This is a genomic window from Rhodococcus sp. KB6, from assembly GCF_001445685.1.
In the GTDB taxonomy this organism is placed as follows: Bacteria; Actinomycetota; Actinomycetes; order Mycobacteriales; family Mycobacteriaceae; genus Rhodococcus_F; species Rhodococcus_F qingshengii.
The window spans coordinates 30,466-55,792 of record NZ_LNAK01000120.1; the positions used below are offsets into that span (position 1 = coordinate 30,466).

Sequence of the window (25,327 nt, forward strand, 5' to 3'; positions counted from 1 at the left end):
ACTTCGGGAGCATGTCGCGGCGGGTGCCGATCACGTTGCGATCCAAGCACTTCCCGCCGAAGGTGATCCGATCGCGACCTACGAAGCACTGGCCGCCGAACTCTTCGACTGACCGGGCAACCCTTGACTTGGATAAGTAGTGTCCGAGTATACTTGGACACTACTTATCCGAGTAAAGGAGAAAAACATGAAGATCGTCATTTTCGGAAGCGGACTCATCGGAAGCCAGGTCGCCGCCAAGCTCGCTGACGCCGGGCACGACGTGAAGGCGCTCGGTCGCGGCGACGGGATCGACATCACCACCGGCGCAGGTATCGCCGAGGCAGTCGAGGGTGCCGACGTCGTCGTGGATCTGACCAATTCCCCGTCATGGTCGGACGACGACGTCTTGGCCTTCTTCCGCGACGGAACCGGCCACATCCTCGCCGCGGAGGAGAAGGCAGGCGTCGGGCACCACGTCATCCTGTCCATCGTGGGTGCCGATCGACTGCCCGATTCCGGGTACATGCGAGCCAAGGTCGCCCAGGAAGACCTGGTCAAAGCGGGCCCGACCCCCTACACGATCGTCCGATCGACCCAATTCTTCGAGTTCGTCGCCGGAATCGCCGACGCGGGAACCACCGACGGCGCCGTCCACGCAACGCCGGGACATCTGCAACCCATCGCGTCTAGAGACGTCGTGTCCCACGTCGCCGAGGTAGTGATCGGCGCGCCGCAAAACGGCACGGTCGAGATTGCCGGACCCGAACCGCTGGGCATCGACGAACTGGTCCGGCGCTTGTTCCTCGTCACCGGCGACAAGCGTTCGGTTATCTCCGATCCCGAAGCCGGCTACTTCGGCGCGAAACTCGACAACTCGGCACTGACCCCGACACCCGGTGCAGATGCATGGATCGCGCCGACAACATACGACGCGTGGCTTGCCGAGAAGGCCTGACGTCGACAACTCGAGCGACGTCCGGCCCGCACCGCTTTCCGCGGCGTCGATAGAGTCCAATCATGAAGCTTTCCGGAGGCGTGGAGTGGTCACTCCACTGCTGCGTGGTTCTGAGCCAGTCCGAAGGGCCGGTACCCACAGCCAGACTCGCCGAACTTCACGGGGTGTCGAAGACATACCTGGCGAAGCATCTGCGAGCGCTCGCGCACGCCGGTCTGGTCAATCCGACCGAGGGCCGAGACGGCGGGTACGTTCTCACCCGGGCTCCCGAGAAGATCACCGTTCTCGACGTCGTACAGGCCGTTGACGGCACCGAACCTGCGTTCCGGTGCACGGAGATTCGACAGCAAGGAATCCTCGCCGCCCCACCGGAACAGTGCCGTTCCGCCTGCGGAATCGCCAAGGTCATGGCCGACGCCGAAAAAGCCTGGCGCGCATCACTGTCGGGGGTCACTATTGCAGATCTTGCTGCAACCCTGGACCTTCCGGCACTCAGAAAGATCCTGACCACACCGATCACACCCTAGAGCAGCCCACACCCCACGAGACGGCAATCCATCGTTCAACTATCGGGTACCTTGTTCGGGGATCAAATCTTGACGAAGAATCTTCCGGGAATTTTCGCAAGATCTCGGAGGGGGTTTCATGGGAGTCAGTGGCGCTGCGGGGTTGGGGCAGAACATTCGTCAAACAACGGGACTGTTGAGTCGCTGGTGGTCTCTTGCGTACGACGGCGAATGGTTCCCGAGGTTCCTGGCTGCTCGATCGATGTTGGGGACAGCCAGGGTGGTCGTCACCTTTTGGTGTGCTGTGTTCGTGGCACTCGCCGTACTGGCTCAATTCGTGAAGGGTGGCGCAACCGAGCTCCCTGAACGGCTCGCGGCGGGCGCAGCATGCATGATCGCGCTCTACTGCATGATTCGCTGGTCACTCGGTCGGTCTTGGCCGAGTCACCATCAATCCGTTCGTTTCGTTTCGCTCACCAATATCTGCTTGTCCTTGATACTTCTCGCCGGAATCCATTCGAGCTTCCTGGCATTGACCGGCACCGTTCTGTTCGTGGTCGTCGCGAACTATTCGTCGGTATTCCACAGCCCTCGAATAGTCACCGCACAGATCACCGGTGCGCTGTTCGTCGTTGCGCTACTGACAATTCGAGCTGTAACCGATCCGGATACCGACTCTTCGCTGTCGGTGTCCACTGGATTCGTCATCGGGTGTGTTATCGCTTCAGCCTCGATGACCGTGCATTTCCTCGTCCTGTATTTGACCGACGACGCACGACACTCTTGGCGTGATCCACTCACCGCTGCCCTGAATCGACGTGGGCTGCACAATGTCTGGCAACAGTTGTTCGGTGTCGGCGAACTCCAAGGACACGTAGTCCTTGCGGTGGTGATCGATGTCGATTCGTTCAAGAGCGTCAACGACAAACTGGGTCACGCGGAAGGCGATCGGATGCTGGTGACAGTCGGCCGGCGCCTGAACTCGGTGGTCGGAGAGGTCGGGCTGGTGGCGCGGACTGGCGGCGACGAGTTCGTGATTCTCATGCCCGTGGAGCCACGTCGCATCGAACAAACCGTGGTGGACATTCACAATTCGATATCGCGGCCCGCCGGCCGGCAGTCGATTTCCGTGAGCGTCGGAGCCAGCGTGTGGCTGTCCTCGACAATCCCGGACGCTTCGGGAACCATCGATCGGATTCTTGCCGATGCCGACAACGCGATGTATCGGGCGAAACGACGAGGTGGAGACCAGGTAGCTTGGGCAGTAACGCATCTGAGCTGAATCGACACGATTACCTGTCGATCGAATTCAGAGCGCCGCTTCGCTGTCGTTCGCCGGATCCAGCTGATCCTGGGTTGCCGCCCAACTCGCCAAGAGTTTGAGTGCATCAGCCGTGGGCGTCCCCGGCGCCGCGGTGTAGACCAGCAGTGTCAGCCCGGGATTGGACGGCAGTTCCATCGCCTCGAAGTTCAGCTCCAGGTCTCCGACGACGGGGTGACGAACCTTCTTGAATCCCGTCCGATGAAAGCGCACATTGTGTTTCGCCCACCGGGTGCGGAATACCTCACTGCGAGTGGCAAGTTCACCGATGAGCTCGGTCAGCGCCTTGTCATGGGGATTGCGCCCCGCTTCCGAGCGGAGCATCGCGGCGATGTCGTCTGCCGCGCGCTCCCAATCCACGAAGAAGTCCTGCGATGCCGGGTCCAGGTACACGAACCGGGCGTTGTTCGCCGGCCTACGTGGATCGGCCAACACCGGCGAATACAACGCGCGCGCCATACGATTGGCCGCCAGCATGTCGTGCCTGGCATTACGTACCCACGCCGGTGCGTCGGTGATGGCGTCGAGTATCTGCTGAATCGCCGGGCTCACGCCCTTGGGGGCGGGCCGCTTTCTACTCGGTGCGCCTGCACTGGCCGCCTTCGCGAGGTCGTACAAGTGGGCAGTTTCGGCTTCGTCGAGTTGCAGTGCTCGGGAAAGGCTTTCGAGCACCGAGTCCGACGCTCCCGCCAGATTTCCGCGTTCCATGCGCACGTAGTAGTCGATGCTCACACCGGCGAGCAGAGCGACTTCCTCACGGCGCAACCCCTTGACGCGACGGTTTCCGCCGTAGGCCGGCAGCCCTGCCTGCTCGGGTGTGATGCGAGCACGACGGGAGCTGAGGAATTCGCGGATCTCGGCTCGGTTGTCCATGCAGTTCACGTTACTCGAGCGGAGAAGACCGAGGGAGGTACTGCCGTTACCTGGAACAACAGACACTCCCGCGCCCGCGAGGCGTGGCGTTGACTGATTGCAGTCGACCGGTCCACGCCGAAACGTCGACTTCGAAGCACGCGACACCAGAAGCAAGAGGGGACACCATGCGAGCAACCATCATGTACGGCGCCGGAGACGTTCGAGTCGAGACCGTGCCCGATCCGGCACTGCAGCAGCCGACGGACGCGATCGTGCGGGTCGTCAGGGCGTGCGTTTGCGGCTCTGACCTGCACCCTTACCACAACATGCCGGCCACGCCCGGTGGCTCCCCGATGGGCCACGAATTTGTCGGAGTGGTGGAAGAGACCGGTCGCGAGGTGTCCACGTTGAAGAAGGGCGACTTCGTCATCGCCCCCTTCGCCTGGTCCGACGGGACGTGCGACTTCTGCCGCGAAGGCTTGCAGACGTCTTGCCGACACGGTGGATTCTGGGCCGGAAACGGGATCGGAGGCGGTCAGGCAGAGGCCATCCGAGTGCCGTTGGCAGACGGCACCCTGGTCAAGGCGCCGGTCGGTGAGGATTCCGAACTCCTACCGTCACTGCTCACACTCTCCGACGTCTTCGGCACCGGCTATCACGCGGCGGTCAAGGGTGGCGTCAACCAACGCACGACGGTCACGGTCATCGGCGATGGAGCCGTGGGGCTGATGGCAGTGCTCTCCGCCAAACGCCTCGGCGCCGAGCGCATCATCCTCATGGGGCGCCACAAGACCCGCACGGATCTCGGTCTCGAGTTCGGAGCCACCGACGTGGTTGCCGAACGTGGAGACGAGGGCATCGAGAAAGTCCGCGAACTGACCGGAGGCGACGGCACTCATGTCGTCCTCGAAGCGGTAGGTCACATGCCTGCCTACGAGCAGTCGCTCGGAGTTGTCCGACCGGGCGGCGTCATCAGCCGAGTCGGAGTACCCCAATACGAAGAAGCTCCAATCGGATTCGGGACACTCTTCGGACCCAACATCACACTCACCGGTGGACCGGCCCCGGTGCGCGCGTACATCGAAGAGCTGATGCCGGATGTGCTCGATGGAAAGATCGAGCCGGGCAAGGTCTTCGACCACACCGTCGGACTCGACGACGTAGCGGAAGGCTACCGAGCCATGGACTCCCGTGAATCGTTGAAGGTCCTCGTCCGCCCGTAGTCCACCACTTGCGAAAGTCCACCACTTGCGAAGAAGATGCGCGTGACCCACATTGCCACCCGTCCTGTTGTCGGTCGCATCAATCCCACCGCGATCCTGGCGATCATTCTGATCAGCTATTTCATGATCCTGCTCGACAATTCGATCATCTTCACCGGGCTACCCAGCATCCAAAGCAGCATGGGTTACTCGGCAACCGGGCTGTCCTGGGTCCAGGACGCCTACACCCTGGTGTTCGGCGGGCTTCTCCTGCTGGGTGCTCGTCTCGGGGACATCTTCGGCCGTCGTCGCGTATTCGTGGCCGGTCTCGCGATTTTCGCGATTGCGTCGTTTCTCGTCGGGGTCGCGCCGAACGGTTGGTGGCTCATCGCAGCGCGCGCTCTCCAAGGCGTCGGAGCAGCAGTGGTCGCCCCGGCGTCGCTGTCACTGCTGACCGCCAGTTTCCCGCCCGGCCCGGAGCGAACGCGCGCTGTTGCCTGGTACGGCGCTGCTGCGGGAATAGGCGCCAGCCTCGGACTCGTGATCGGCGGCGCCCTTGCCGACTGGGTGTCTTGGCGCGCAGGCTTTTTCATCAACGTTCCGATCGGTATCGCGATGATCGCTCTCGCTCCCCGGTTCATTCCGGAAACCGAGCCCAACTCCGGACGTTTCGATGTGGCCGGCGCTGTTCTCGCCACACTCGGGATGACCGCGCTCGTCTTCGGCACCGTCAACTCGGCCGAAGCGGGGTGGACCTCACCGATCACCGTTGCGACACTGGCGGCCGGGGCGATACTACTGACCTTGCTCTTCCTCAACGAAGCGAGAGCGGAGCAGCCGATCATGCCACTGAGGTTGTTCCGTAGCCGGGAGCGATCCGGGGCGTACGCCGCCCGAATGCTCTATCTGGGTGCCATGATCGGATTCTTCTACTTCACGACTCAGCTACTCCAAGGCGTCATGGGCTTCAGCGCGTTCCAAGCAGGCATCGCCTTCTTCCCGATGACGATCGTCAATTTTGCTGTGGCGATGCTTATTCCGCGACTGACACCGCGATTCGGAAATTCCGCAATTCTGTCGGTTGGCATTGCCGTCACCCTAGCCGGGATGGCGTGGCTCAGTCTGGTCCATCCCGGCAGCACGTACCTCACTGCGATAGCACTTCCGATGATCTTGATCGGCGCCGGACAGGGGTTGGCTTTCGCCCCACTGACTTCTGCCGGCATCTCCGGGGTACAGGCCGAAGATGCCGGTGCCGCATCAGGATTGGTCAACACTGCACATCAACTGGGCAGTGCTCTCGGACTCGGCATCCTCGTCGCAGTCTCCGCGGGCGCCGGATCCTCTGCCGACGACGCTACAACGGCACTCACCGATCACGTATCAACGGCTCTCACCGCAGGCACCGCCCTGCTCGCCGCTTGTCTCGTCATCGTCCTCGCACTGATCGTCCCGGCTACGAGAACGCGAAGTACCGCAAAGCAATTCGACCAGGAGAAAGGAAGCCGAGATGTCGCACTCGTGGACCGAGGCTGAACTGACCAAGATCGGCGACGCCGAGGAGTTGCAGGTCTCCTCGTACCGCCGAGACGGAACCGCAAGGCCGTACGTCACGATTTGGGTTGTCCGTACCGACAACCAACTGTACGTTCGCTCGGCCTACGGAACCGACAACCCGTGGTTCGTCCGAGCAACGGCAAGTGGAACGGGCCGAATCCGAGCAGGAGGAATCGAGCGGGACGTGGCGTTCGAGTCCGCCGCACCGGATGCCCACTCGTCGATCGACTCCGCCTATCACACCAAGTACGACCGCTACGGCCCGCAGATCGTCGGCTCCGTCACCGGCCGCGCCGCCGCACCCAACACCATTCGACTTGTTCCGCTGACGCAGAACTGAACCGCCCCTTTCGATTCCGAGGAGACCTCATGGAAATCTTGAAGCCCCAGCCCACCAGCAAAGCACCCAGCGACTGGTTCACCGGCGACGTCTGGTGGGACGTCATCTACGCCGGCCAGGAGCCGTCGAGGATGCGCGCCAACATGGTTCGCTTTGCACCGTGCGCGCGAACCGACTGGCACTCCCATGCAGTCGGACAGACCCTCCACATCGTCTCCGGTACCGCGCTGGTTCAAGCTCGCGGCGGCGAGATCGTCGAAGTCCACCCGGGTGAGACCGTCTACACCCCAGCGGGAGAGGAACACTGGCACGGCGCGGCACCCGACCGTTTCATGAGCCACCTCGCACTGTGGGAAGGACCCGGCGACGGAGGCACCGAAACTACATGGGGCGACAAAGTCACCGATGAGGAATACGGCGGTCCCCGCGCCAAACGTCGTTGAGACCGGACACCTCTCAGATACGGCGCATCACGGAAACAACTTTGCCCAGGATGACCGCGCGATCGCCGTCGATGACGCTGTACGCGGGATTGCGAGGCTCGAGGTACACGTGACCGTCGCGACGCCGGAGCACCTTCACCGTGGCCTCGCCGTCGATCATCGCGGCGACGATCTCACCGGAATGAGCTTCGTCCTGGCGGCGCACCACGACGACGTCACCGTCACAGATCGCTGCGTCGACCATCGACTCACCACGCACCCGAAGTCCGAACACCGTGCCAGAGCCGACAAGCTCACGAGGAAGCGCAAGCACCTCGTCGGCGTGCTCCTCCGCGAGGATCGGCGCGCCGGCCGCGATGTCACCGACGACCGGAACCGTCACCGTATTCGACGACGACTGTTCCTTCGCGCCTACGAGGAACGGCCGCACGTCCAACTGCCGAGCCATGGCCGCTCCCCTACGGAGGAAGCCCTTCTCTTCGAGACTCTTGAGGTGCTTGGACACCGTCGACGTCGAGCGCAGACCAACCGCGTCTCCGATCTGCCGTGTGCTCGGCGTGCACCCGTTGGCAGCCACGAGATCCCGGATGGTCATCAGAATCTGCTGCTGGCGGAGCGGCAGGGAGGAGGCGTCGAGGCCACCGAACATGTCGAGATCGTCGTAATCGGTCACGACGAGAATCGTAGTGAGGGGTCCCGACATCCAGGCCAGGCAGCCGGAGTCTGCCAGAAACGGCACAGGCAGTTTGTTTCCCGAGCGGCGCATGGCACGCTGAGCTGATGGAGCCTCTCGAACCGATGCGCCCGGTCAGTGTTCCCGCCGACACCCATAAGTCGACGCCGATCTGGAAGTCGGCACCGGTCACTTTGGGAACGGTGGGTGTGTTTGCCTACGCATTGATGTCCGCGAGAACCGGCGTCGTCGAAGTTGCACTTGGCGCGGCGATCGCGATCGCCGGCGCCGCCCTCTACTGCATGTCAGTGATGCGCACGATCAGAGAAAACTCGTGCAGCCGCGTACCTCTGCTCGGAACCCCACCCGTCTCGCCCCGTGACGTCGACCTGCTCGCCGGGGCCGGGATGCCCTTGATCATGGGCGGATCGTTGCTGGCCATACGAGCAGCGGGATGGACCTGGCCATATCTCTATCTCGGACTGCTCGCCGTGATCATGGTCGCTACCTATGTTCTTCCCATGGTGGTGCACAACCGACGATTACGGAAGCGAACTCACCGATCGCAAACCCCGTGACGCGGGTACGTCGACGCAACATCTCCAGCACATTCTCCGACGTCCCCACTGGTACGACCGGTCCATCCCCCGGTGGAGCCGACTATGCGCTGGCGACCTTGCTATCAGGCACGACAGCAATATCGACCTTGCTGAACTGCAGCACACCGTCTTCGATCTCGGCGTCGTGCATCAGCTTGCGGTCGCGGTAGTAATTGTTGACCACTTTCCACGCACCGCGGGCACCCTGACGCGGCATCTCTCCGTCGCCGCGCTGGATGTAGCCCGAGGTCAGGGCTCCGCCCATGAGAGATTCTTCGGCGAAGTCCTCAGGTTCGGCGTGAACCTCGAAAGTCGTGTAGTCGCGCTTACGCATGATCTTGAGTACGCGACACAGATAGGACGCGGCCAGGTCGGCCTTGAGCGTCCAGGATGCGTTGGTGTAGCCGAGGATCATCAGGAAGTTCGGGATGTCGGAGTAGAGCACGCTCTTGTAGGCGACCGTCTCGTTGAGCTTGACGGGCTCGCCGTCGATGCTCATGGTCGCCCCGCCCAGGATCTGTACGTTCAAGCCGGTCGCCGTGACGATGACGTCGGCCTCGATTTCGCGGCCCGACTCGGTCACGATGCCCTTCTCGGTGAACGTGGCGATACGGTCGGTGACGATGTCGGCCTTGCCACTCTTGAGCACCTTGAACAGGTCCCCGTTGGGAACCACGCACAGGCGCTGATCCCACGGGTTGTAGTTGGGGGTGAAGTGACGCAGGTCCACGTTCTTGCCGAGTTGCAAGCGGATCTGGGTGAGGAACAGCTTCTTCGCCAGCTTCGGATTGGTGCGTGAGAGCTGAAAGCTGGCGCGTTGCAGTGCGATATTGCGGGCTCGACCGATCTTGTAAGCGATCTGATCGGGAACGCGTGCAAGCTTGAGACCCTTGGCCACAGGGTCCTCGGACGGTAGCGCCTGGATCCACGTGGGCGAGCGCTGCAGCATGGTGACGTGACCGGCAGTGGGGGCCATCGACGGGATCAGCGTGATCGCGGTGGCACCGGAACCGATGACCACTACCTTCTTTCCGGTGTAATCGAGATCCTCCGGCCAGTGCTGCGGGTGCACGATCTGACCGCGGAAGTCGTCCTCACCGGGGAAGGCGGGGCGGTATCCCTTGTCGTAGTTGTAATAACCACAGGCGCCGACGAGGACGTTCGCGGTCCACGTCTCGGTCTCCCCCGTCGCCTCGACCAGGACGGTCACGGACCACTGTGCAGTCGCGCGATCGAAGTCCATTGCCACGACCTTGCGGCCGAAGTTGATGTGGTCGGTGACGCCGTATTCCTTGGCGGTTTCCTCGACGTAGTCACGGATACTGGCGCCGTCTGCGAGCACTTTGGTTCCGATCCACGGACGGAAACCGAATCCGAAGGTGAGCATGTCGGAATCCGAACGGATGCCGGGATACTTGAACAGGTCCCAGGTGCCACCGATGTTCTCGCGGCGTTCGAGGATCGCGTAAGTGCTTCCGGTCTGCTCACGAATGAGGTGGCAAGCCGCGCCGATTCCGGACAAGCCAGCGCCGATGATCAGTACGTCGACATGCTGTGTCATGAGGAAACTCGTTTCGTCGGTCGTCGCGAAGCTACTTCTGGCGTCGGCAGTGACCGAGAACGATCGGCCGGTTCAGGCCGGGTTCCCTAAGGTCAGCGCCAATGAACAGGGTATGTGCATCTGACGGTAACAGTCAATATCTCGACCCGGCCGCGTACGGAACATTGAGGTGCGACGCACCGGCCTCGCGGAAACTCGATCGAGACGCCTGGATGCCTCGAGCCACTGGAGAGTCGTTCACGTCGTCGACGGAACGCCCAATGGCTCGTCTACGCGGGATACTCATCGCCCAAATATTCAGCGCCCTAGCATAATTCGAAGGTCCATGATCAGGCGTCGAACGCGCGAGTTTCCATGGGAGGACGGGCAACTGCGATATCGCCGTAACCTTCGTGCGCATCAGCGGAAAGGTCACTGCGATAGCTAACCTGCTGACGAAACCACGCTGAAAGCAACGGTTTTGGTTCCGCAGCGAAGAGAGCGGGCGGAGCGGACCTCCACCGGAGATGTAGTCGCTATGACACTCTCCAGCACAGTCACCGTGTACACCACTCATAGCGATCGAGAGTTCGCCAATGCAATCGCTGCCGGAATCAGCGCCAGGGCTTATTCCGAGCCACAAATCGCAGACATGAGCCTGTTAAGGCATCACACCAGCGATCACGGTAGAGCGCTCGTTCTCCTACCACTCGGGGGCGTCGACTGGCAGGTGAAGGAGCTCTCCGCGCTCGAGGGATCGGTCCTGGTCGGCGATCTCAGTAGCGGCAACTCCATGATTCGGGGGCTCGCAGCGGGCGCCCACGCCGTGCTCAACTCTCAACTGCCATTCACATCCCTGCTCGATGAGCTGCAGGCCGCGATCAACCCCAACTCCGCTCGGTCTGCACACGACAAGTCCTCGCTCGTACAACGCATCCGGTTGCGCACCGAAGAATTCGCACGAATCAGCAGTCTCACCGATCGCGAGTTCGAGATCGTGGGCCTTCTCTACGGAGGCTCGAATGTCGACTCGATTGCTCGAACCGCCCACATCGCACCGACCACGGTTCGCGCCCACATCCGAAGCATCCTGCAGAAACTGGGGGTGCATTCCCAGCTGGAGGCATGCGCGATGCTCCGCCGCTCTGGTCACGACGCACGCAGACACCCACTGGAACTTCGGATCGGACGCTTCTAGCAGGAAGTGCCCAGACACACTCGCTGAGATGGGGTGCCGCCCCTGATCGAACTCGACCTTCGAAAAGATCGTCAATTTTGACGATTCGATGACGCGCCCGGACGTCGAATATTAGGTCCTACACGACACCGAAGACACGAGTGAACATCGAAAGGTGCATTCAATCAATGGAATACACACGCACAGTGCCGCGGCATCTTGTCCACAGACATGCTGTTGCCGAGGTTTTCTTGACGGACTACCGGATCGAATCGGACTCGGCGTACCAGGTTGCTGTGCAACTCCCGGTCTCGCACCGGATATTCGACGTATCGAGCGAGCAACACGATCCGCTCGGGGTGGCAGAAGCATTTCGACAGGCAGTGGTGCTTCTGTGCCACACCCGATACGAGATTCCACTGCACTACAAGTTCCTCATGGAAAGGTTCAGCTTCGAGATGCTGGACGCGCTCGACGTGCAATCAGTCGCGGAGCCGTTGAGTTTCTCGATGACAGTGGACAACCTCACTCATCGCGACGGAGCGGTTTCGGGGGTCGAAGTGTCGGGGATCCTCAGCGAGGGCAACCGGCACGTCGCCAGATGCAACGCTGTTGCGCGAGGAGTCAGCCCCGAGGGATACCGTCGAATTCGGCAAGGACGAGAAGACCACCGCCCGAGCCGGCGCATCCTTCCTTCCGGAGCCGCGGTGGTCGGATCGGAGCGAGTCGGACGCCTAACCGATGGAGATGTGCTCATCAGCACTGATCCTGCTCGGCACGCGATGTTCTGCGCTCCCGATCCGCGCAACCACTCCCTTTTCGACCACCCCGTCGACCACATCCCAGGAATGATACTTTTCGAGGCCGCCCGACAAGCGCTCCGATTTCACATCGGCAACCCAGCAACAAAGATCGCCTCACTCTCGGCGGTCTTTCCGAGGTTCACTGAATGGGAAACGCCGTGCGAGATGTCAACGATCCCCCTTGACGCGTCGGGCCATGTGCACCGAGTTCGGTTCACTCAAGAACTGGAAACCACCGCGGAACTCGAAATTACAGTTGCGGACCAATCATGAGAGGGAACGAACACGTTCTTCTCGTCGCGTCTTCCACGTCAAGCGCTCGGTGCTTCCCACTCTCTCGGTGCAAGCGCCGCCAGTTGCATGACGTGCGCCAACTTGTCCTCGCGGACGATCGTTGGCAGCACCAGGTTCCACATCTGACTCAACCGCTCGTACAGATCGGTTCTGCCCGTCAGCATTTCCGAGAGAATCTGCACTCCGGTGAACGACCCCACCACAAATCGAGCCAACGCGTCTATATCGGTGCCCGGGACGATATCGCCGGCTTCGGCCGCTTGGGTTGCCACCTGCTTGATAGCCTCGATCCAATCGAGGTACGGCTGTTCGATGGGGCCTTGAATACTGCCGATCTCCATCGTCAACCGCATGCCACCTCGCGCGATGGGCTCGGTCACAAGCTGCCGAGCCATCTCCTGCGAAACGAGCACCAGGGTTTCGACCGCGATGTCGGAGTGCGCAGCAACCCGCCGGGTACCCTCCATCGCCATACCGTGCTGCGCTGCGATGACCGCGTGCGCAAGCTCCTCCTTGGACGCGAAATGAAAATACATCGCCCCCTTCGACACACCCCCGTGCTGCAAGATCGTGCCCAAACTGGCGGAGTACCCGAACTTCTCGAAGCTCTTCGCAGCACCCAAAATGACGGCCTGGCGCGTCAGGACAGCACGCTCCTGCATGATCTACCCAGCTCTCGTTGCCGACGGAATGAATCTCAACGATACGTCGAAAGAGCCCGCAGCAACGCTCTCGACACGGACACACCGTGACGACTCTGGTACTCGGGGCCACTGGTTTCATCGGCTCCGCAGTGATGAAACAGCTGGTTTCCCGCGACGGAAACGCTGCAATCGGTTTCGTTCGCACGGCCACCGCAGCCAAACAGTTCGGCCGTGAAGGAATCGCCACCGTGATCGGCGACATCAACGAAAGTGCTTCTCTACGACTTGCAATGAGTCAGGCGTCGACCGTCATCTGTTGCGTGTCGTACGTGGGCGACGACGAACAACAGTGCGTTCACGTCAACCAACACGGCGTACAGAACGTTGCGTCGATGGCCGCCGACGTCGGCGTCGAACGCTTGCTCTACGTCAGTACCGCGGCCGTGTACGGGCCGGGACCGTTTCGAGACTTGCCGGTCAACGGCGCACCTCTCAGCCCCTTCTCACCTGCCAGTCGCACGCGCGCTCTCGCCGAGAAGTTCGTGCGCGACGCCGGAGGCCTGGTCGTCCGGCCGCATCTCGTGTACGGACCCGGCGACAGATGGTTTCTTCCGACACTGACGCGAATTGTCTCTCGCCTCGACTCGATCATCGACGGCGGTAGCGCTGTCCTGTCGGTAGTCGACGTAGACCTACTCGCCCGATCCATCTACGAGTTGTCGATAGAACAGCAATTTCGCTACGGCTCAACACTTCACGTCAACGAGCCTGTCCCGCGGACAGTCATCGACCTTCTCGAGCAACATGCACGGGAGACCAACTGGACTCTGCCCCAGAACTCTATCCCCCGCGCCGACGCGGTGAAAGCTGCTGCCCAGCTGAGTCTCGACATGCACCAGATCGACATGATCAGCCTCGATCACTGGTTCCGGTCGAGACTGTACTGATGGCACACGGATCACTCCTGCCAAAACACCTGTCTCCCAACTTTTTCAGCCCTCTCTATTGTTCAGCCTCAGCAATCAATACGACCTATTTCGCAGTCACTACAGGCAAACAGAGAGCTCTGATCGACGAAAACCACAGCTACGCAAAGACGGCAGTGATCGCGCACACCAAAGAAGCGGCGTTCACGCGACTGGCAGCAGCCTGGGGCTCCCTTCCGTCCGCCTTCGCCGCCGAATGCAGTGTGTGGCGATCATGTCGTGCGCGACGGGACCGTCGGGATTTCCGACATCAAAGGAGAAAGTTCTCCGTCTCAACGACCTCGGCTACCGTCATCTGAACCAGAAAACGGGAGAACAGATGCTCACTGCGGATATTTTGCTGTCGGGCCCGCGCGGACGCCGGATGCTGCTCGCGTATGCGATCGACGCCGAACGCGCCCTGCGTCCCGAGCCAGGCGACGACATGTTCCGCATCAACGCTCACCGGGCGGCGTATCACCTCGACATCGGACAAGGAACCTCCCAAGTGTTGTTCGGCCCGGGCGCCGAAGAGGCCCGGCAGACCATAGTCACCGCGGAGGGCGTGGCGCGCAGCCTCACGGAAATATCGCTCCCCGACGTCACCGCCGTCGATCTACGCTCCGCCCTCGCAGAAGCGGTCGATGCGGCGCGTTACTGGCAGGATCCCGACGGAGAAGACGTCCTCGTCGCCACCGAAGTTATGCGAGATGAGCTTCGACGCGTCGCCGAGCACATCGCCGGCTCCGAATGCGCGCGGTGGTGGTCAACCTCGCTCGCCTCATCCGACCAATGGTCGATTCTGAGCAGAGGTGAGGAATCTCCGGACACAGACGAAGTGCCTGCTGCGCAACAACTCCTCAGCGAGTGGCGCACGAGCACCCTGGAATCGGAAGCGAGAGCTGAACGTGACCGCCCGGTGGACCCCGCGGCGAACTGGTCAGGTTATTGGTGGTCGAATCCACCCACTCAGGGTTCGACGAGGGCGCTGTTCGACGGGACTCCGGCGGGCTTGTGGTTCGTCGAAGACAGCATGGGATGGGAACGGGTCGTCGTCCGAGCATTGCGGCCACCGACTGGCGCACGCATCTACGAGATCGACAGCGCGCAAGCCTGGTCGGAGCTGTGCAGACGGTTCCCGCTCGAGGTCACCGCAGAAACGCGGCAGGTTTGGTATCGGACTACCGGCCGATCAGGCAGGTGGGTCATCCCCGACTGGGTGCAGGTCGCGGAAAGATTTGAGGGAGTGCACCTTACCGTGACGGCATACCTCGCGGCAGCAGGAACCGCGATCGAGGTCGATGCCGAGACGGCGAGCGTCATCGCGGGCTGGGCACCCGACGAAACATACTGGTTCACCGATGCTGCCACCTACATTTCCGAGCCGTGTGCTTGGGTGCTGCACGACGGCCCGGAAGTGACCGACCAGCCCGCATGGACGCTGGAATCGCAGCAATGACTCGCACGTGAGGGTCTGCTAGGCATGAGGTTCCGTGAGGAATCGATCGCAGTTGCCCTTCGAGTCGAGTCAACTGCCCCGTGCGCGGTCGGCAGGAGCACTCACGTGCACGCAGACATGCGGAAGGGCGGTACCCCGCCCAGGCCGATCCGAACCCGAGTGCCCTAGATCACAAAGGTAAACCTATCCACAAATCGCCAAATGTCCTACATTTGACTCATGCCGGATTCCCGTATCGCACCCACCGCACGCAACATCCCACTTTCAGTGCAGATCGCGGAACAACTGCGGTCCCAGATCACTTCTGGCAACTGGGAATTAGGGGAGAAGATCCCCGGCGAGCATCAACTTGTCGAAATGACCGGCGCGAGCCGCAATACGGTCCGGGAGGCCATTCGCGGCCTCGTCCATGCCGGCCTCCTCGAAGCACGCCCGGGAGACGGAACCTACGTCTGCGCGAGCTCAGAACTCGAAATTGCACTTCAAAGACGTGCAGCGGCGGAGAACGTGCTCGAAATCTTCGAAGCCCGTGAAGCTTTGGAGCTCTACGCCGCCCGACTCGCAGCCGAACGAGCCCTGCCCGAAGACATCGACCGAATGACTCGGGCTTTGGATGGCCGAGACGCTGAGCCCGACGTCGCCAAATCCGTCGAGTACGACCTCGACTTCCACCTGGAGATGTTCGCAGCGAGCGGGAACCAACTGATCACGGACATCTACCGCAGTCTCGATCGCTCTGACACCATGAGCCTCCCACAAGGTAAGTCCGACAAGGAGACTCGACAGCTGTTCATCGGACCTTGGACCGACGACGACCCACACCGGCAGCTGCTTGCGGCCATCCGTGACCGCGATCCGGACGGCGCAGCCGCCGCAGTGGTCCGACTGATGGACCACAGCCGATCCCTCTTTCTGCAAAACATGCCGAAGTAGCTGACACACAAGAGGTTCAGCGCACAGACAATCTCAGAAGGGCACACCTATGGCTAACGTCATCTCCGACACCGAAAACGTGGCGTCTGCCCCGAGCGCGATACCGATAATGCGCCGAGGACTCGTTATCGCTGGCATTCTTCTCATCGCAGCCAATCTTCGAGCCTCAATCACAGTCGTCGGCCCGCTACTCGGTGAGGTACGCACCGATCTCGATATCTCGTCGACAACAGCATCAGCGCTGATCAGCCTTCCACTGCTGTGCTTCGCAGTGTTCTCCCCCGTTGCCCCGGTCATCGCAGCTCGGTGGGGAATGGAACGGACACTCGCAGCAGCACTCGGCATGCTCGCCTTAGCGATCGTGATCCGCTCTGTTCCGTGGATGCCTGCGCTGTGGATCGGTACCGTATCGCTCGGCATGTCCATCGCAACAATGAACGTTCTACTGCCGGCGCTCCTCAAACGAGACTTCCCGACCGAAGCCGGCCGTTTGACCGGCATCTTCTCGGCGGTCTCTGCAGCCGTCGCCGCAACCGCATCCGGACTTGCCGTGCCGATCGCCGGTCTCACCGATCACGGTTGGCGGATCGCATTCGGAATCTGGGCTGCTATGGCTCTCATAGGATTTGGGGTGTTCCTTCCCCAACTTCGCCGACGCACGCTTCCGAAACACGATCATGCTGCGGCTTTGGATTCCCATCCAGGCGGCCATCGCTCCCCCTGGCGCTCAGCACTCGGGTGGCAGATCACAATATTCATGGGCGTCCAATCTCTCTTCTTCTACACCGTTCTGACATGGTGGCCCACCATTGAAGAATCACACGGCACTACCGCGGCTACCGCCGGACTGCATCAAGGCATCATGCAAATATTCTCGATCGTCGGCAGCCTCCTCACAGCAGTGCTCCTGCACAAACTGCCCAAGGATCAGAGAGGAGCCGTCCTCGGGCTGGTGTCGGTCGCCGCAGTGGCAGTTCTCGGCCAACTCCTCCTCCCCTCCTGGGCCCTGCTGTGGAATGCATTCCTCGGCATCGGCATCGGCGGATCGATTGTCATTGCCTTGTCCTTCTTCGCAATACGCACTGTCAATCACGGTCAAGCAGCGGCACTCTCGGGTATGGCACAGTCCGTCGGATACCTTCTGGCCGCCACCGGTCCCCTCGTTTTCGGTGCACTGCACGACGCCGTCGATTCCTGGACGACTCCGCTGATCGCGTTGCTGGTGCTGCTGGCCGTGCAACTCGTCTTCGGCTCCCTCGCCGGCCGCAACAAGACACTGGGATAAGCGAACCACGGTCGCCTCGAATCCACCCACCAACCTCCCCAGACCCGTGCCGCGACCCGAACTGTCGTCGACGTGCTGAGGTCCGAGGATGTCGACGAGAGAGCGGGGCGCTCAACGGCCTACCGAATTGCACCCGGCCCATCCCCGACTGGTGGATCGGAGCCGGAAGTCGATAATGAGGGCATGAACGAGACACAACCCCACAACCTCGAACGAGAGCGCTGGCGCACGCTGCCAACTCCACCGTCGACCGAGTTGATCGAGATGGTCGGGGACGGACCTTCGAGCGCAGACTTCGACCCTGCTGCACCAGTGGCACAGCAGGGGTGAGACAGTCACGACATTCCGGTATCGCGCAGCGTGATGTTCAACCGTCCGGACGGCAGACCTATGTCGGGACTTGCACTTCCCGCAATAACTTTCGGCACTCCGTGATATGCGAACCGAGACTCTCCACCGAAGACGAAGAGATCACCCGAATGGAGTTCGACATCGGTGTACGGCTTGTTCCGGTTCTCGGAATTCCCGAATCGAAAGACACAACTCTGCCCGACACTCAGTGAGACGACGGGAGCGTCGCAGCGCTCGTCCTTGTCCTGGTGCATTCCCATCCGAGCGCCCTCGTCGTAGAAATTGATCAGCGCGGTGTCCGGCGTGTACCGCTCCCCCGCAGTCGGATCATCATAGGCAGCGGCAACTGCGGCCCGGCCGAGATCGACGAGCCAGTCAGGCACCGCTGCGACAGGCGCACCGTTCACGTCGTCGGCGATGCGCGTGTACTTGTACGGCTGCCAATGCCAACCGAGACAGACTGTTTGCACCGACATCTTGTGCCCACCAGGGACAACAGCGGAGCGCATCGGTACGGGTGCGGTCGCCCACCGTCGGCACTCGGCCACCAAGAAGCGTTGCTGTTCGACGCTGAGCCAATCCGGAACGAGGATCGCCCCCGGCGCCACTTCCAATCGTGGCCGAGGAATCAGAGCGTTCATGGTTTCCACGCTAATCGGTTTCGAAGCATTGACACCCTCGGCATGGGCTCGTATCGTAATCAACAGGTTGGTTGATAAAGGAGATGGTTGACAAGTGATCGTGGATCCAGGGGCAGACGAGCGTCTCGACAAAGCGTTCATGGCGCTTGCCGACCCGGTACGACGGCGGATCATCGCCCGCCTGAGCACCGGCCCCCAAACGGTCAACGAGTTGGCCGAGCCGTTCGAGATCACGAAACAGGCCATCTCCAAACATATTCAGGTACTCGAAGCCGCGGGTTTGGTCACTCGCAGCCGCGAAGCCCAGAGGCGGCCGGTACATCTCAACGCCGCAACTCTCGAGGCTTTGACCGCCTGGATCGACCGCTATCGACTGATCCACGAACAACAGTTCCGCAAGCTCGATCACCTACTCAGCACCACACAGAAGGAGACTTAGCCATGGCTACCACCAATCCCGTCACCATCACGGCTCCTGAGGGCGTGCCGTACATCGACATCACCCGCGAATTCGACGCACCCGTCAGTGCCGTCTTCGCAGCTCATTCGAATCCCGATCTGGTCAAGCAGTGGCTCGGCCCCAACGGATACGAGATGGAGATCGACGAATACGAGTTCGTGAGCGGCGGTCGATACAAGTACGTCCATCGCAACCCCGAGGGCGAAGAGTTCCGGTTCAACGGTGTATTTCACGTCGTTCGCGAGAACGACTTTGCCATCCAGACCTTCGAATACGAGGGATTTCCCGACGTCGTCAGCATCGAATCGATCACGTTCGAGGATCTGGGCAACGGACGCACCCGCCTCTCCGGCCATTCCGTATATCCGAGCCTCGAAGCGCGAGACGGAATGATCGAGAGCAATATGGAGCTCGGCGTCACCGAAGGTTACGAACGCCTGGACAAGATCGTCGCGCAACTCTGACCACCTGTTTGCCCGAACCTCCTCAGCGAAAGGCAGTTTCATGGACTGGACCCTCGAAGTAGTCATCGTTCCCGTCAGTGACCTCGACCGCTCCATCGAGTTCTACCGTGACAAGGTCGGTTTCGATCTCGACCACCACACCGTCAACGAACACATGACGGTCGCCCAGCTCACTCCGCGTGGTTCGGGCTGCTCGATCGTCATCGGGAACCTGCCGTCGCAGACCGAGATGACCCCTGGTTCGTTGAAGGGATTGCAGTTGGTCGTGGCCGACGCTGCAGCGGCTCGCCAAGAGCTCATCGGCCGCGGCGTCGATGCCAGTGAGGTCACCGTCTTCGACGAGCGTGACGGGGGCACCTTCTTCGGATTCGCCGACCCGGACGGCAATACCTGGGCTGTCCAGCAGCTGAAGGTCCGCGGCGACAAGCCGCTCATTCCGAAGGAGTACCGCGACCGCTTCGGCGCGTAGCAACTGCCTTCCAGGCTGCGTAACCTTCGGGCATGCAGACGGCACAGGGGCGATAGCCGGCCGCAATCGCGGTCGGCTCGTCCGCGAAGAACACCCGACTGGCGACATACCCGCCACGCGCGATTGCCTGCGCGGCCCCTCGACAGTCGAGTCGCCCGTAGATCTTCGTTTTCCGGTGCCCGCCAAGCACACCGGGCGTCGAACTCTCGTAGGGTTTGTTGCGAGCGTCGCGGAGAATGTACGTCTTACTCGGCATCGTGAAGCACCAATCCCAATGTTCGACGCGTACCCGAGTGCACCACGCTGACACCATGTCGCACAGGGGCTCTCGACCACCCACGAGAACTCTGCACCGGTCGATCCCGCGTGGTGAAGATCAAAGCGTGACCTTGCCCGAGAACTGTCACCGTCCCTTTCGACTGGGCGCGCGGCCGCTGTTCCACGAGCAAGAACTCGCCGCCGACGTGGTCGATGCGAGGTCTGTCGAGCCCGATCACGACTTGCAAGGGAAACACCAACTCTCCGTACAAGTCCCGATGCAATGCATTCCAGTCACCAGGTCCGTAGGACAGAAGGATCGGGGTAGGGCGATTCTGACCGGCGTCGTGACACTGATCGATCCATTCTTCGAAAGAATCCGGCCACGGTGCACCCTCGCCCAGCTTGAACGCCCACTCCCGCGCCACGGGCAGGAGGTGTCGGTAGAAGGCGGATCGCATAGCCGTGATCGGCTCCGGTACGGGATCACCGAAGTACCGGTACTCCCCTTGGCCGAAACGGTATCGAGCCATGTCGACGGTGCTCCGGAACCGGTCGACCTCCGAGTACCAGGAAGCAATTTCGCGACATTCCGACTCGTCGAGTATCGGCGTCGTCTGGGCACACCCACTGGAGTCGATTCCCTCGATCAGCGCAGGCCAATCGAGGGATTCAACACGAGCAGACAGAGCGGTGAAGAGGTCCATACGTCGTAGACGACGCGGCGGTCAGGAATGTGAGAATGCCAGCAGCTGGTCAGCCAGATCGTTGTACGTACGGGCGATCCCGGCATAACTGAGCACGGGTTCCGGATTCCAGGTCCCGATCTTCCCCGCCTTCACCGCGGGCAAGTTGGACCACGCAGGATTGGTTCCGAGCGTATCCAGTTGCAAACTGGACGGGCGATCGTCGAGGAAGATCATGTCGGCCGGATAGTGGTCCGCCATCTCCCAAGCCAGTTTCTCGACGTAGACCGACGATCCCTCGGCCGGATCGACGACGGCAAGGCCCAATCCCGCCAGATCTGCAAGGATCGGGAAGCCCGAACGACTGACACGAATCGTGTCCGGATCTGCGGACGCGAACAGAACCTGTGAATTATTCAGCGAAGAAGCAACTTCGGAGATCCGTGCACGCGCAGCGTCGTAGTCTTTTCGCTGAGCCTCCATATCCTGGTCCGCCCCGAGTTCCACGGCCAGTTCCACGATCTCTTGCACGGTTCGGTCGATGGTTCCTGCTGCCGTTTCCACGAACAGTACTGTCGACAAGCCTTTCACCGCATCCAAGTTCGCCTCGTCGAGTAGTGCCGAACCACGCAGCTGAGGGACTATGACGACGTCCGGCTCCAGCGAAGCGATCTTCTCGAGTTCCACTTGTCCCCAGAGCTGCCCGACCATGTCGGTCTTCGCGAAATCCAAATTGCCGGAGATGCTGGTGTCCGTTGATCCCGGCGATCGTGTCAGTGCCCCGAAAACTCCGACAGGCACCAGTCCGTAATCCCACAGAGCACCCGCGATACCGGTGTAGGTGACAAATGTCCTTGGTGGTGAATCCAATTCGATCAGATTGTCGCGATCATCGGTGAAGGACCAGCCTGCGTCGCCTTCGCCCCCGGCGTCTGCGTCCGAACGCGAGCAACCGGCCGCTGCCAGCGCAGCAGCCAATCCTGCTGCAGCGCCGAGGAACCTGCGGCGATTCCAGTCCATCTCGATACGCCGGTGCGGTCGTGGAGTGAACAGCGTGGTCATGTGTGTGCCCTTTCGGCGATTGGTTGAACTGTTTCAGGAGTTGACGAACGAGAAAAGAGAAGGATCGACACCAAACCCGTGAGCATTCCGACGCCGGCACAGAAGACCAACGGCCACAGCAAGGCGAACTCGTCCGGACCGACGAAGAGCGAGCCGCACAACGCAATTCCGACGGCAAGCCCGAATTGACGCGACGAGTTGGCTGTTGCCGAAGCCGTCCCGGCGCGCTCTGCCGGGGCGTCCGACATCGCGGCACCCGGCAGCACCGGCGACACCATCGCCGAACCGACACCGGTCAGAATCAGCCCGGCGATCAGTGCGGGCCAGACCGGCTCGGCGAGAACGTACAGCATGGCCACGCAACCGATTCCGCAAAGGATCGTCCCGAATCCGAGCGACAGTCGAAGGTCGACGCGCTGAAGCCGTGATCCACACAAGGCCGATACGAAGACAAAAGCGAGCGGTTGAATCGAGAGCACGAGTGCGGCCGCCGATGCCGACAGTTCCAGCCCGTTCTGCAGCCACAGTGAAAGGACTACGAGCGGGCCGTAGGCCGCGAGGTAGTACCCGAAAGCAGCGACGAGGACGCCGTCGAATTTCAGGGATCGGAACAATGCCGGATCGAGCATCGGACTGCTGCCTCGACGCTGCCAGAACACAAACGCCGTCAGCGCACCGATTGCGATCAGGAAGGCAAGAGCTGTCGACGACGAAGCCCACCCGATGTCGCCGCCCCACGTCACGCCGAGAACCGCGGCAACGGCAGCGAGGGTGAACAAAACGATTCCGGCCCAGTCGATGTTGTCGTCGCCGCGCTCACTGTCGGCGAAACAGAACACAGCCATTGCGAGCGCCACTGCGGCCACGGGGATTCCGGAATAGAAGACCGCACGCCAGTCGAAGAACTGCGTCAGCAGCCCTCCTGCAACATTGCCGATTCCCGCCGCCAATCCAGCGACGGCACCCCACGCGGCAAATGCCACGTGCCGATCGCGGCCCGAATATGCGTCGCCGAGAAGAGGCAGGAGTGTCGCGAACATCGCCGCACCGGCAATTCCTTGCGCGCCGCGAGCAACGACCAGAACCGTGACGTCCGGAGCAATCGCGCACACGGCCGTTGCAACCAGGAACACGACCAGTCCGCAGATGTAGAGGCGTTTGCGTCCCCACGCATCGCCGAGTGCGCCCATGCCCACAAGAAGCGCGGCAAGAGCCAGCGTGTAGGCGTCGACGACCCATGACATCGCGCCCGTACTGCCGTCCAAACCGACTGCGATGGCCGGCACCGCGATCGTTGTGATCGTGGCGTACGTCAGTAACAGGAAAGTTCCGATGCATGCGGCGATGAGCGGCAGCCATCGTCGTGCCGACATGGTCAACCTCCGGGTAGGGCGGTAAGTGCGCCCTAACTATGAAGGTTCAAGTGAACTTGAAGTCAAGCGCCGCTTCGACACGAATGTCGAGCTGCTCGAGCAACCACGGGCACTGCATCGGACGCTCTTGCCGACACGTCAGGTGATGCTCGAGTATCAGTTTCGCTCGGTTGGCTGCGGAGATCTGTGCCTCGAGCGTCGACACTTGATCTGCGAGAACTGTGAAGAACTGCTCGGACGTGGTGTCGGTTTCGATGAAGGACCGCACCTGCTCCAATGACATTCCCGTCTCGGCGTACATCCGGATCAATGCCAGCCGGCGCAGCTCACGCTGCCCGTACCAGCGTTTACCGCCAGTTCGCGACCGCGCGGACAGCAGTCCTTCGTCCTCGTAATAACGCAAGGTCGACGCCGCGATTCCGAACGATTTTGCAACCTCGCCGATCGGGATCAAGTGCTCACGCATTCACCGATCGTAGGCTGAATGCGTAGGCGGTTCCGGCAGTTATGTGTGACTTGGCATACTGACTAACGGAAGGGGTCGCGTAAGTGATCTCACGGCAAAATGCTGGATGCGCTCGTTGAACGAGGGAGAGCTGTGCTGGATCCAACGCGACCTGTCGGGCCGTACTCGTCAGGAGTGCCCGCCACTGCCCTCGAAGTCCGCATGCCGGACCTCGAACGCTTCGGCCTCGCCCAGTTGTGGCGTTCCGCGATCATCGCCGTCGTGTTGTCGACGTCGATCATGCTGGCACTGATCGTGTGGCCTTTCCGCAAGCGTGGCCGCACGTGGGCTGACGCTGCTTCCGACGGGATGGTCGACGGCTTCATCGCGCTGGGGCCCACCTTCGTCAAGCTCGGCCAACTGGTCGCGTCGTCGTCCGGCCTGTTCCCGGCCCCCGTCGCCAATGCATGCCTACGCTGCCTCGACGATGTTCCGTCTTTCCCGGCCGAGCAGGCCAGAAGCGTCGTGCAGAAGGACCTCGGTTACTCCGTGGACGACCTGTTCGCGAAATTCGACGACGTACCTCTCGCGGCCGCGTCGGTAGCGCAGGTACACGCGTGCGTTCTGCACGATGGCCGCGAGGCCGTCATCAAGATCCAGCGTCCGGACATCTATGCGCGGATGCTGATCGACCTGAGGGCGGCGTACTGGGGCGCGAACATCCTCGAGAAGTTTGTCGAGTTCCTTCGAATTGCCAATGCCACCGCCATCATTCGCGATCTACACAACGCAACGATGACGGAGTTGAACAGCGCGGTCGAGGCCGACCGGCAAACCACTTTCCGGAACAACATCAGTGCATTCGGTGACAACAAAGGAGTCACGACACCGGAGGTGTACTGGGACTACTGTGGTCCCCGCGTCATCTGTATGGAACGCATGCGCGGCGTTCCACTGGATCGGTTCGTCGCCGGTCCGGACGGCATCGACGAAGCCCGCATGCTGATCCGGCGCGGAGTGAAGGTCTGGCTCGAATCAGTCATCGTTCACGGTCCGTTCCACGGAGATGTACACGCGGGAAATTTGTGGGTCCTCGACGACGGCCGGATAGCGATGCTCGACTTCGGCATCGTCGGCGTCCTTCCCGAGACCTGGAGATCCATTCTTTCCGACATGTTCCGAGCCACCCTCATCGACGGTGATTTCGCCCGTGTCGCCCGCGGAATTCGATCCTTGGGATATGCAACCGACTACGAAGTCGACGACGATCAGCTCGGTATGCAGGTCGCAACGGCTCTGGCCCCGATTCTCGGCCGTGACCTCGGTGAACTCAAGCTCAGTGAATTGATCATGGCACTGATTCAGTTGGGCAAGCAGTGGGGTGTTGCGAGTCCCGAGGAATTGGTTCTTTTCGGTAAACAACTCGGATACTTCGAGCGATATGCGACGGCGTTGGCACCTGGTTGGGTGATCGGACAAGACCTTTATCTGTTCAAGAACGTTTTTCCAGAGGCAGTCGCCGAAAAGGTGCAGGAACTCGGCATCACCATGCCTGACGAATAAATTTGTCCCCTATTTCCTTATT

Annotated in this window: 29 protein-coding genes; 19 read left to right on the plus strand and 10 right to left on the minus strand. The window is 61.3% G+C overall.

All coding sequences use genetic code 11. The annotated features are described in order from the left end of the window. The first annotated feature begins 187 nt into the window (after positions 1-187). The 3 genes from ASU23_RS16530 (at position 188) to ASU23_RS16540 (ending at position 2,725) form a co-directional block, all read left to right on the plus strand. Positions 188-937 (plus strand): SDR family oxidoreductase, encoded by a 750-nt coding sequence (locus ASU23_RS16530; protein WP_007729730.1) that lies wholly within the window; start codon positions 188-190, stop codon positions 935-937. 62 nt (positions 938-999) lie between these two features. After that, positions 1,000-1,464, plus strand: a complete 465-nt coding sequence (locus ASU23_RS16535) for an Rrf2 family transcriptional regulator (RefSeq protein ID WP_039973110.1) — start codon at positions 1,000-1,002, stop codon at positions 1,462-1,464. Between the two features lie 118 nt (positions 1,465-1,582). After that, positions 1,583-2,725, plus strand: a complete 1,143-nt coding sequence (locus ASU23_RS16540; protein WP_007729732.1) for a diguanylate cyclase — start codon at positions 1,583-1,585, stop codon at positions 2,723-2,725. 27 nt (positions 2,726-2,752) lie between these two features. On the opposite strand, the gene ASU23_RS16545 is transcribed toward ASU23_RS16540, so the two are convergent. Further along, positions 2,753-3,637: a helix-turn-helix transcriptional regulator gene (locus ASU23_RS16545; RefSeq protein ID WP_007729733.1), complete on the minus strand. Its 885-nt coding sequence runs from the start codon at positions 3,635-3,637 to the stop codon at positions 2,753-2,755. A 167-nt stretch (positions 3,638-3,804) separates the two neighbouring features. Here ASU23_RS16545 and ASU23_RS16550 point away from each other — a divergent pair, with 167 nt between their 5' ends. From ASU23_RS16550 to ASU23_RS16565, 4 genes are read left to right on the plus strand one after another with little or no spacing between them, the layout of a single operon-like run. Then, a complete protein-coding gene (locus ASU23_RS16550; RefSeq protein ID WP_030536486.1) occupies positions 3,805-4,842 on the plus strand; it encodes a zinc-dependent alcohol dehydrogenase family protein in 1,038 nt (345 codons plus the stop codon). A 36-nt stretch (positions 4,843-4,878) separates the two neighbouring features. Next, positions 4,879-6,357, plus strand: coding sequence for an MFS transporter (locus ASU23_RS16555; RefSeq protein ID WP_253741373.1), 1,479 nt, complete (start codon positions 4,879-4,881; stop codon positions 6,355-6,357). Further along, positions 6,332-6,718: a DUF2255 family protein gene (locus ASU23_RS16560; protein WP_007729735.1), complete on the plus strand. Its 387-nt coding sequence runs from the start codon at positions 6,332-6,334 to the stop codon at positions 6,716-6,718. The genes ASU23_RS16555 and ASU23_RS16560 overlap by 26 nt, the downstream gene beginning before the upstream one ends. 29 nt (positions 6,719-6,747) lie before the next feature. Continuing rightward, positions 6,748-7,161 carry a cupin domain-containing protein gene (locus ASU23_RS16565; protein WP_007729736.1) on the plus strand — a complete coding sequence of 138 codons (414 nt, stop codon included), beginning with the start codon at positions 6,748-6,750 and terminating at the stop codon, positions 7,159-7,161. Positions 7,162-7,174: 13 nt separating this feature from the next. Here the strand turns inward: ASU23_RS16565 and lexA are convergent, their stop codons facing one another. Continuing rightward, a complete protein-coding gene (gene lexA / locus ASU23_RS16570) occupies positions 7,175-7,864 on the minus strand; it encodes a transcriptional repressor LexA (RefSeq protein ID WP_172827072.1) in 690 nt (229 codons plus the stop codon). A gap of 77 nt (positions 7,865-7,941) precedes the next feature. Between lexA and ASU23_RS16575 the strand changes: the two genes are divergently transcribed. Beyond that, positions 7,942-8,412 (plus strand): hypothetical protein, encoded by a 471-nt coding sequence (locus ASU23_RS16575; RefSeq protein WP_058038282.1) that lies wholly within the window; start codon positions 7,942-7,944, stop codon positions 8,410-8,412. An 82-nt stretch (positions 8,413-8,494) separates the two neighbouring features. Here ASU23_RS16575 and ASU23_RS16580 read toward each other — a convergent pair whose 3' ends face one another. Beyond that, on the minus strand, positions 8,495-9,994 hold the full coding sequence (locus ASU23_RS16580; RefSeq protein WP_003940522.1) for an NAD(P)/FAD-dependent oxidoreductase: 1,500 nt from the start codon (positions 9,992-9,994) through the stop codon (positions 8,495-8,497). 517 nt (positions 9,995-10,511) lie between these two features. Between ASU23_RS16580 and ASU23_RS16585 the strand changes: the two genes are divergently transcribed. Further along, the gene (locus ASU23_RS16585; protein ID WP_058038283.1) at positions 10,512-11,171 is read left to right on the plus strand and encodes a LuxR C-terminal-related transcriptional regulator; all 660 of its coding nucleotides are present in this window, start codon (positions 10,512-10,514) and stop codon (positions 11,169-11,171) included. A 167-nt stretch (positions 11,172-11,338) separates the two neighbouring features. Further along, the gene (locus ASU23_RS16590) at positions 11,339-12,226 is read left to right on the plus strand and encodes a ScbA/BarX family gamma-butyrolactone biosynthesis protein (protein ID WP_058038284.1); all 888 of its coding nucleotides are present in this window, start codon (positions 11,339-11,341) and stop codon (positions 12,224-12,226) included. Between the two features lie 38 nt (positions 12,227-12,264). On the opposite strand, the gene ASU23_RS16595 is transcribed toward ASU23_RS16590, so the two are convergent. Then, positions 12,265-12,909 carry a ScbR family autoregulator-binding transcription factor gene (locus ASU23_RS16595; protein WP_003940238.1) on the minus strand — a complete coding sequence of 215 codons (645 nt, stop codon included), beginning with the start codon at positions 12,907-12,909 and terminating at the stop codon, positions 12,265-12,267. Positions 12,910-12,995: 86 nt separating this feature from the next. On the opposite strand from ASU23_RS16595, the gene ASU23_RS16600 reads away from it, so the two are divergent. The 5 genes from ASU23_RS16600 (at position 12,996) to ASU23_RS34270 (ending at position 17,863) form a co-directional block, all read left to right on the plus strand. Continuing rightward, the gene (locus tag ASU23_RS16600) at positions 12,996-13,838 is read left to right on the plus strand and encodes an NAD(P)-dependent oxidoreductase (protein WP_030536480.1); all 843 of its coding nucleotides are present in this window, start codon (positions 12,996-12,998) and stop codon (positions 13,836-13,838) included. 358 nt (positions 13,839-14,196) lie between these two features. After that, positions 14,197-15,315, plus strand: a complete 1,119-nt coding sequence (locus ASU23_RS16605; protein ID WP_058038469.1) for a hypothetical protein — start codon at positions 14,197-14,199, stop codon at positions 15,313-15,315. 219 nt (positions 15,316-15,534) lie between these two features. Continuing rightward, positions 15,535-16,248 (plus strand): FadR/GntR family transcriptional regulator, encoded by a 714-nt coding sequence (locus ASU23_RS16610; protein WP_058038285.1) that lies wholly within the window; start codon positions 15,535-15,537, stop codon positions 16,246-16,248. A gap of 49 nt (positions 16,249-16,297) precedes the next feature. Beyond that, positions 16,298-17,533 (plus strand): MFS transporter, encoded by a 1,236-nt coding sequence (locus tag ASU23_RS16615; protein WP_050656055.1) that lies wholly within the window; start codon positions 16,298-16,300, stop codon positions 17,531-17,533. A gap of 183 nt (positions 17,534-17,716) precedes the next feature. Then, positions 17,717-17,863, plus strand: coding sequence for a hypothetical protein (locus ASU23_RS34270; RefSeq protein ID WP_020723613.1), 147 nt, complete (start codon positions 17,717-17,719; stop codon positions 17,861-17,863). A 5-nt stretch (positions 17,864-17,868) separates the two neighbouring features. Here the strand turns inward: ASU23_RS34270 and ASU23_RS16620 are convergent, their stop codons facing one another. Then, complete coding sequence (locus tag ASU23_RS16620; protein ID WP_030536476.1) at positions 17,869-18,525, minus strand: alpha-ketoglutarate-dependent dioxygenase AlkB; 657 nt, start codon at positions 18,523-18,525, stop codon at positions 17,869-17,871. A gap of 94 nt (positions 18,526-18,619) precedes the next feature. Here ASU23_RS16620 and ASU23_RS16625 point away from each other — a divergent pair, with 94 nt between their 5' ends. From ASU23_RS16625 to ASU23_RS16635, 3 genes are read left to right on the plus strand one after another with little or no spacing between them, the layout of a single operon-like run. Next, positions 18,620-18,964 carry a helix-turn-helix transcriptional regulator gene (locus ASU23_RS16625; protein ID WP_003939956.1) on the plus strand — a complete coding sequence of 115 codons (345 nt, stop codon included), beginning with the start codon at positions 18,620-18,622 and terminating at the stop codon, positions 18,962-18,964. A gap of 2 nt (positions 18,965-18,966) precedes the next feature. Then, a complete protein-coding gene (locus ASU23_RS16630) occupies positions 18,967-19,449 on the plus strand; it encodes an SRPBCC family protein (RefSeq protein ID WP_003940319.1) in 483 nt (160 codons plus the stop codon). Positions 19,450-19,489: 40 nt separating this feature from the next. Then, positions 19,490-19,918, plus strand: coding sequence for a VOC family protein (locus ASU23_RS16635; protein WP_007729747.1), 429 nt, complete (start codon positions 19,490-19,492; stop codon positions 19,916-19,918). Here ASU23_RS16635 and ASU23_RS33460 read toward each other — a convergent pair. Genes ASU23_RS33460 through ASU23_RS16655 form a run of 5 tightly spaced genes read right to left on the minus strand, consistent with a single transcriptional unit; the run spans position 19,881 to position 23,763 of the window. After that, positions 19,881-20,174, minus strand: coding sequence for an Ada metal-binding domain-containing protein (locus tag ASU23_RS33460; protein WP_007729748.1), 294 nt, complete (start codon positions 20,172-20,174; stop codon positions 19,881-19,883). The two genes, ASU23_RS16635 and ASU23_RS33460, sit on opposite strands and share 38 nt — an antisense overlap. Continuing rightward, positions 20,164-20,883, minus strand: a complete 720-nt coding sequence (locus ASU23_RS16640; RefSeq protein ID WP_007729749.1) for a 2OG-Fe(II) oxygenase — start codon at positions 20,881-20,883, stop codon at positions 20,164-20,166. Before ASU23_RS16640 ends, ASU23_RS33460 begins: the two co-directional genes overlap by 11 nt. Before the next feature lie 21 nt (positions 20,884-20,904). Then, complete coding sequence (locus ASU23_RS16645) at positions 20,905-21,924, minus strand: ABC transporter substrate-binding protein (RefSeq protein ID WP_058038286.1); 1,020 nt, start codon at positions 21,922-21,924, stop codon at positions 20,905-20,907. Continuing rightward, positions 21,921-23,297, minus strand: coding sequence for an MFS transporter (locus tag ASU23_RS16650; protein ID WP_058038287.1), 1,377 nt, complete (start codon positions 23,295-23,297; stop codon positions 21,921-21,923). Before ASU23_RS16650 ends, ASU23_RS16645 begins: the two co-directional genes overlap by 4 nt. A gap of 46 nt (positions 23,298-23,343) precedes the next feature. Then, entirely contained in the window at positions 23,344-23,763 is a 420-nt protein-coding gene (locus ASU23_RS16655) for a MerR family transcriptional regulator (protein WP_058038288.1), read from the minus strand. 132 nt (positions 23,764-23,895) lie between these two features. Between ASU23_RS16655 and ASU23_RS16660 the strand changes: the two genes are divergently transcribed. Continuing rightward, a complete protein-coding gene (locus ASU23_RS16660; protein WP_003940433.1) occupies positions 23,896-25,305 on the plus strand; it encodes an AarF/ABC1/UbiB kinase family protein in 1,410 nt (469 codons plus the stop codon). Positions 25,306-25,327 lie beyond the last annotated feature (22 nt).

Coding starts and splice junctions, on each gene's coding strand:
- ASU23_RS16530 (WP_007729730.1), top strand. CDS start 188: ATGAAGATCGTCATTTTCGGAAGCGGACTCATCGGAAGCCAGGTCGCC.
- ASU23_RS16535 (WP_039973110.1), top strand. CDS start 1,000: ATGAAGCTTTCCGGAGGCGTGGAGTGGTCACTCCACTGCTGCGTGGTT.
- ASU23_RS16540 (WP_007729732.1), top strand. CDS start 1,583: ATGGGAGTCAGTGGCGCTGCGGGGTTGGGGCAGAACATTCGTCAAACA.
- ASU23_RS16545 (WP_007729733.1), bottom strand. CDS start 3,637: ATGGACAACCGAGCCGAGATCCGCGAATTCCTCAGCTCCCGTCGTGCT.
- ASU23_RS16550 (WP_030536486.1), top strand. CDS start 3,805: ATGCGAGCAACCATCATGTACGGCGCCGGAGACGTTCGAGTCGAGACC.
- ASU23_RS16555 (WP_253741373.1), top strand. CDS start 4,879: ATGCGCGTGACCCACATTGCCACCCGTCCTGTTGTCGGTCGCATCAAT.
- ASU23_RS16560 (WP_007729735.1), top strand. CDS start 6,332: ATGTCGCACTCGTGGACCGAGGCTGAACTGACCAAGATCGGCGACGCC.
- ASU23_RS16565 (WP_007729736.1), top strand. CDS start 6,748: ATGGAAATCTTGAAGCCCCAGCCCACCAGCAAAGCACCCAGCGACTGG.
- lexA (WP_172827072.1), bottom strand. CDS start 7,864: ATGTCGGGACCCCTCACTACGATTCTCGTCGTGACCGATTACGACGAT.
- ASU23_RS16575 (WP_058038282.1), top strand. CDS start 7,942: ATGGAGCCTCTCGAACCGATGCGCCCGGTCAGTGTTCCCGCCGACACC.
- ASU23_RS16580 (WP_003940522.1), bottom strand. CDS start 9,994: ATGACACAGCATGTCGACGTACTGATCATCGGCGCTGGCTTGTCCGGA.
- ASU23_RS16585 (WP_058038283.1), top strand. CDS start 10,512: ATGACACTCTCCAGCACAGTCACCGTGTACACCACTCATAGCGATCGA.
- ASU23_RS16590 (WP_058038284.1), top strand. CDS start 11,339: ATGGAATACACACGCACAGTGCCGCGGCATCTTGTCCACAGACATGCT.
- ASU23_RS16595 (WP_003940238.1), bottom strand. CDS start 12,909: ATGCAGGAGCGTGCTGTCCTGACGCGCCAGGCCGTCATTTTGGGTGCT.
- ASU23_RS16605 (WP_058038469.1), top strand. CDS start 14,197: ATGCTCACTGCGGATATTTTGCTGTCGGGCCCGCGCGGACGCCGGATG.
- ASU23_RS16610 (WP_058038285.1), top strand. CDS start 15,535: ATGCCGGATTCCCGTATCGCACCCACCGCACGCAACATCCCACTTTCA.
- ASU23_RS16615 (WP_050656055.1), top strand. CDS start 16,298: ATGGCTAACGTCATCTCCGACACCGAAAACGTGGCGTCTGCCCCGAGC.
- ASU23_RS34270 (WP_020723613.1), top strand. CDS start 17,717: ATGAACGAGACACAACCCCACAACCTCGAACGAGAGCGCTGGCGCACG.
- ASU23_RS16620 (WP_030536476.1), bottom strand. CDS start 18,525: ATGAACGCTCTGATTCCTCGGCCACGATTGGAAGTGGCGCCGGGGGCG.
- ASU23_RS16630 (WP_003940319.1), top strand. CDS start 18,967: ATGGCTACCACCAATCCCGTCACCATCACGGCTCCTGAGGGCGTGCCG.
- ASU23_RS16635 (WP_007729747.1), top strand. CDS start 19,490: ATGGACTGGACCCTCGAAGTAGTCATCGTTCCCGTCAGTGACCTCGAC.
- ASU23_RS33460 (WP_007729748.1), bottom strand. CDS start 20,174: ATGCCGAGTAAGACGTACATTCTCCGCGACGCTCGCAACAAACCCTAC.
- ASU23_RS16640 (WP_007729749.1), bottom strand. CDS start 20,883: ATGGACCTCTTCACCGCTCTGTCTGCTCGTGTTGAATCCCTCGATTGG.
- ASU23_RS16645 (WP_058038286.1), bottom strand. CDS start 21,924: ATGACCACGCTGTTCACTCCACGACCGCACCGGCGTATCGAGATGGAC.
- ASU23_RS16650 (WP_058038287.1), bottom strand. CDS start 23,297: ATGTCGGCACGACGATGGCTGCCGCTCATCGCCGCATGCATCGGAACT.
- ASU23_RS16655 (WP_058038288.1), bottom strand. CDS start 23,763: ATGCGTGAGCACTTGATCCCGATCGGCGAGGTTGCAAAATCGTTCGGA.